The following is a 5,762-nucleotide window of genomic DNA, read 5'->3' as shown; positions in this document are numbered from 1 at the left end:
TAGGTGCACATTGCCAACGGGGGCCTGTCACGATCGAGGTTAATCGTTGGCCTCGATGTCGGAGGCGCGCAGTCCGCTTGGGTAATACATGACAGACATCGCACTGGCGCTTGTCCGACCTACACACCATTTTAATATCGGCGGTGCCATTGGCGTACATTGGTTATCGGAACAGCCACTTTTGGCCCGATGATACCATTGGCGTAGGTGACACAAGCCCCRGCACGGTGTTGGATAGGTGCAAATTGCCAACGGGCGCCTGTCACGATCAGTGCCAATTTTAACGACGATGTCGGATGGCGCGCGGTGAAAATCACACCAAGCTTGTACGATCGAGTTGGYGCTTATGCCGACCTACGCGAACTTTAACGTCGGTGATGTTATTGGCTTACATTGGTTATCGGAACAGCCACTTTTTGCCCGATGATACCATTGGCGTAGGTGACACAAGCCCCGGCAAGGTGTTGAATAGGTGCACATTGCCAACGGGGGCCTGTCACGATCGAGGTTAATCGTTGGCCTCGATGTCGGAGGCGCGCAGTCCGCTTGGGTAATACATGACAGACATCGCACTGGCGCTTGTCCGACCTACACACCATTTTAATATCGGCGGTGCCATTGGCGTACATTGGTTATCGGAACAGCCACTTTTGGCCCCTTCAGTCCGCTTGGGTAATACATGACAGACATCGCACTGGCGCTTGTCCGACCTACACACCATTTTAATATCGGCGGTGCCATTGGCGTACATTGGTTATCGGAACAGCCACTTTTGGCCCGATGATACCATTGGCGTAGGTGACACAAGCCCCAGCACGGTGTTGGATAGATGCACATTGCCAACGGGCGCCTGTCACGATCAGGGGTTAATAGTTGGCTCCGATGTCGGATGGCGCGCGGCGCAAATCATACCAAGTTTGCACKATCGAGTTGGCGCTTATGCCGACCTACGCGAACTTTAACGTCGGTGGTGCCATTGGCGTAGGTGACACAAGCCCCAGCACGGTGTTGGATATGTGATAACTGTCAAAGGGCGCCTGTCACGATCGAGGTTAATCGTTGGCCTCAATGTCGGATGGCGCAGTGCAACTGGCGCCAGTTGCACTGCGCGCGGTGCAAATCACACCAAGTTTGCACGATCGAGCTGGCGCTTATGCCGAGTTACGTATAGGCGGCATAGAAAGGGAAAGTGATCTCGTTGGGTTTCGGATTTTCATTCACTGTCACTAACGTCGATTTGGCGGTTCACCAATGATCTTTAAATCCGCTTTTCCACGCTTTTTCATCGTCGCGTAGAAGTTCTCGTGCGAGCTAATGTTAAGCAGGTAGAGCTCGAGTTTGTTTTCAATCCAAGCGTAGCCAAGTAACACTTCTTGCCTATCGAGCTTGAACTTGTGCACCCAAAGATAAGACAGATCGCCTTTTTTCTGGGTGCCAAGCGTGGGATCTTCAATGATTCTGTCTATCTCGTCCTCGACCACTTCACACTGCGCCTCGGACAACTTGTTCATCTGCTTTTCAAAAACACGAGAGACGAAAACATCAATCTGATTGTCGTGGGGTCCGTCGCTCATAACGTTTTAACTTACCAAGTTTGACTTCTTCAGATGCAATCAGGGCTTCTTGCACAAAGCTATAGGGTAAATCAGGGTTCTCAGTCATGATTTTCCCGATTTTTGCCCAGTATTCAATTTGCTTGGGCACAGAGCGCATTTCAGCTTCTGCATGCACTTTTACATCTGACACAAACTCATCATCTAACCGTACACTGGTTGGCATGATTCATTACCTCGTCTATAAATCTTCACTGGTTAATATGCGACAAAATGTCGCGCCTTGCAATATATTTAGAACTGGCACATCTGGCGTGACTTAAGACGGCTCTGCTTCAACATATGTGATAAGTTGATACCCTTGCGACCCTTCTTTTTTGGCTGTTCAAAAATAAACAATAAATACAAAGCGTTACGGAAAGCGATTTTTAACAAGGGTAAAAGACGATTTTTATCCTAACGGCCTGTTGTAACAGATGATTGTTAGGTTATTCTATAGTTCACTGCCGCATAGGCAGCTTAGAAAGGCCGATGTCTTTTACCTTGCGTTCCTCGGTGGTTCACTGCCGCATAGGCAGCTTAGAAATTATTTCGAGGATTTGTTCCAAGAAGCGGTGAGTTCACTGCCGCATAGGCAGCTTAGAAAATAAGGAAACCCCGGATTTTGTTGAACTAGACGTTCACTGCCGCATAGGCAGCTTAGAAAAAATCAGCGAATTACGCGACACGCTCAAGCATGTTCACTGCCGCATAGGCAGCTTAGAAAATAAGGAAACCCCGTTTGTATTGTTGACTCGAGTTCACTGCCGCATAGGCAGCTTAGAAACTGCCGCGGTTGCGTATGCTTTTTGCTGGTCGAGTTCACTGCCGCATAGGCAGCTTAGAAAGCGCGCGAGAGCTTTATCAGCTAATAGTGTAGGTTCACTGCCGCATAGGCAGCTTAGAAAGCAAGACAGACCGCATTAACGGCCAGCTTGTGGTTCACTGCCGCATAGGCAGCTTAGAAATAGTCGTCAAGCACAACTGCTTGGTTGACCTGGTTCACTGCCGCATAGGCAGCTTAGAAAATGCAGAATGGAAAGCAAATCTTGAATGGGTGGTTCACTGCCGCATAGGCAGCTTAGAAAACTGAAAATACCATTCAAAATCAGGTCATTCAGTTCACTGCCGCATAGGCAGCTTAGAAACCTAAGCGCTCAGAAATCCAGTGAAGCAAAAAGTTCACTGCCGCATAGGCAGCTTAGAAACAAATACTGTTCGTGTAGTTTAGCCTCTACTCGTTCACTGCCGCATAGGCAGCTTAGAAATTGAGGCCGGTGCCAGTAAAAAGACACGTTACGTTCACTGCCGCATAGGCAGCTTAGAAAACAAAAAGCTGGTGCATTTCGTCGAGCTCTTCGTTCACTGCCGCATAGGCAGCTTAGAAAAGTAGTCTGTCTGAGATTGGTAAGTAGTGTCCGTTCACTGCCGCATAGGCAGCTTAGAAACACAATTTCATAGTCAAAATCAAGCGATTCTGGTTCACTGCCGCATAGGCAGCTTAGAAAATTCACGAACGGCAAGACGCTGTTCAATGGGAGTTCACTGCCGCATAGGCAGCTTAGAAAGTGTATCATTTGGTCAGTCACATCAAGATGCAGTTCACTGCCGCATAGGCAGCTTAGAAAATTGGCTCATGGGGGGGAGTCCTTGGCTGCGGGTTCACTGCCGCATAGGCAGCTTAGAAACGTGAGCTCGATATTCAGGAACTCACGAGCAAGTTCACTGCCGCATAGGCAGCTTAGAAACTCCGATCACGCCGTTGTCCTTGTTGACGTGGTGTTCACTGCCGCATAGGCAGCTTAGAAATGCGGCACTTGGTTTGTCATAGTCCGCCCTCTGTTCACTGCCGCATAGGCAGCTTAGAAAAAACTGCATCGCGATCACTGGAACGACTATCGGTTCACTGCCGCATAGGCAGCTTAGAAAGTCGAGATCGGCCAGATACCTACCAGATCATCGTTCACTGCCGCATAGGCAGCTTAGAAACAAAAGAGCGATTTTGAGCAGTTCGCGCAGCGGTTCACTGCCGCATAGGCAGCTTAGAAAGTTATAGGTGTTTGTATGAGTGTAAAGCATACGTTCACTGCCGCATAGGCAGCTTAGAAATTATTTTTTCTATAATTGCGCTTATTTTTATGGTTCACTGCCGCATAGGCAGCTTAGAAATATAACGGTTAATAGTTTATTTATCTAAAACAGTTCACTGCCGCATAGGCAGCTTAGAAAGTTTACCGTGTGGCGGACGGCTCGGACATTCCGTTCACTGCCGCATAGGCAGCTTAGAAATTTCTGAAAAACTTTCAGCCCTAGTTGACAGGGTTCACTGCCGCATAGGCAGCTTAGAAATTCAACCTCTTCAGGGCGAAAGCGATCTTTACGTTCACTGCCGCATAGGCAGCTTAGAAATGACCGAAGACCAAGCGGCCGACCTGTCAGACGTTCACTGCCGCATAGGCAGCTTAGAAAAGTCTGGTTTGGCGTAAAAAACTGCACATTGCGTTCACTGCCGCATAGGCAGCTTAGAAATTCCGCCAGCGCGTACGCTTGCAGATTCTGCGGTTCACTGCCGCATAGGCAGCTTAGAAAGTGAGCACACCGATCCGGGTGCGCACGGTCGCGTTCACTGCCGCATAGGCAGCTTAGAAACGCTAAACGTTGACAGTAATATTGACTGGATTGTTCACTGCCGCACAGGCAGCTTAGAAATCCAACACGGCAAGCATTTTGATCACTTGCTCGTTCACTGCCGCACAGGCAGCTTAGAAATGTGGAAATTTACCGACCCCAAATCCCTCAACGTTCACTGCCGCACAGGCAGCTTAGAAAGATGAAACAAAAGAAGTCGGCAGCACCCTGACGTTCACTGCCGCACAGGCAGCTTAGAGAAGATTAACGACCTGGCCGTCTGCCACGATCGAGGTTAATCGTTGGCCTCAATGTCGGATGGCGCGCGGCGTAAATCACACCAAGTTTGTACGATCGAGTTGGCGCTTATGCCGACCTACGCGAACTTTAACGTCGGTGATGTTATTGGCTTACATTGGTTATCGGAACAGCCACTTTTGGCCCGATGATACCATTGGCGTAGGTGACACAAGCCCCGGCACGGTGTTGGATAGGTGCAAATTGCCAACGGGCGCCTGTCACGATCAGGGGTTAATAGTTGGCTCCGATGTCGGATGGCGCCAGTTGCACTGCGCGCGGCGAAAGTCATACCAAGTTTGCACGATCGAGTTAGCGCTTATGCCGACCTACGCGAACTTTAACGTCGGTGGTACCATTGGCGTAGGTGACACAAGCCCCAGCACGGTGTTGGATAGATGCACATTGCCAACGGGCGCCTGTCACGATCGAGGTTAATCGTTGGCCTCTCGAGGTTAATCGTTGGCCTCAATGTCGGATGGCGCAGTGCAACTGGCGCCAGTTGCACTGCGCGCGGCGCAAATCACACCAAGCTTGTACGATCGAGTTAGCGCTTGTCCGACCTACGGACAGGCAGCTTAGAAATCGCTGTTTGAACTGGCACGGCGAGCCGTGGAGTTCACTGCCGCACAGGCAGGTTAGAAAGGCCAAAATCCGTCATTGCCGATTTTGGTGTTGTTCACTGCCGCACAGGCAGCTTAGAAAATAATATTCATGTTTGGTTTTATCTTAATAAAGTTCACTGCCGCACAGGCAGCTTAGAAAATGTGCAGCCACGGCCAACGGACGCGCCCGAAGTTCACTGCCGCACAGGCAGCGTAGGTGACACAAGCCCCAGCACGGTGTTGGATATGTGGAAATTGCCAACGGGCGCCTGTCACGATCGAGGTTAATCGTTGGCCTCAATGTCGGATGGCGCAGTGCAACTGGCGCCAGTTGCACTGCGCGCGGTGCAAATCACACCAAGTTTGTACGATCGAGTTAGCGCTTATGCCGACCCACGCGAACTTTAACGTCGGTGGTGCCATTGGCGTAGGTGACACAAGCCCCAGCACGATGTTGGATAAGGGGACATTGCCAACGGGCGCCTGTCACGATCAGGGGTTAATAGTTGGCTCCGATGTCGGATGGCGCCAGTTGCACTGCGCGCGGCGAAAGTCATACCAAGTTTGCACGATCGAGTTAGCGCTTATGCCGACCTACGCGAACTTTAACGTCCTTTAACGTCGGTGGTACCATTGGCGT

Annotated in this window: 2 protein-coding genes and 1 CRISPR repeat array; both genes read right to left on the bottom strand. The window is 50.3% G+C overall.

Annotated elements, in window-relative coordinates; genetic code table 11:
* Positions 1-1,226 precede the first annotated feature (1,226 nt).
* Positions 1,227-1,574, bottom strand: coding sequence for a type II toxin-antitoxin system RelE/ParE family toxin (locus BZG13_RS14950; RefSeq protein ID WP_077487185.1), 348 nt, complete (start codon positions 1,572-1,574; stop codon positions 1,227-1,229).
* Positions 1,543-1,779 carry a TA system antitoxin ParD family protein gene (locus BZG13_RS14945; protein ID WP_077487184.1) on the bottom strand — a complete coding sequence of 79 codons (237 nt, stop codon included), beginning with the start codon at positions 1,777-1,779 and terminating at the stop codon, positions 1,543-1,545. The genes BZG13_RS14950 and BZG13_RS14945 overlap by 32 nt, the downstream gene beginning before the upstream one ends.
* Before the next feature lie 272 nt (positions 1,780-2,051).
* Positions 2,052-4,481: direct repeats of the CRISPR family, unit length 28 nt; unit sequence GTTCACTGCCGCATAGGCAGCTTAGAAA.
* Positions 4,482-5,762 lie beyond the last annotated feature (1,281 nt).

Source organism: Salinivibrio sp. ML323 (assembly GCF_001995745.1).
In the GTDB taxonomy this organism is placed as follows: Bacteria; Pseudomonadota; Gammaproteobacteria; order Enterobacterales; family Vibrionaceae; genus Salinivibrio; species Salinivibrio kushneri.
The sequence above is the reverse complement of the archived record's forward strand: the minus strand, read 5'-3'. Positions and strand labels throughout refer to the sequence as shown.

Excerpts from the sequence above, each read along its gene's own strand:
- BZG13_RS14945 (WP_077487184.1), bottom strand. The coding sequence starts at position 1,779 with ATGCCAACCAGTGTACGGTTAGATGATGAGTTTGTGTCAGATGTAAAA.
- BZG13_RS14950 (WP_077487185.1), bottom strand. The coding sequence starts at position 1,574 with ATGAGCGACGGACCCCACGACAATCAGATTGATGTTTTCGTCTCTCGT.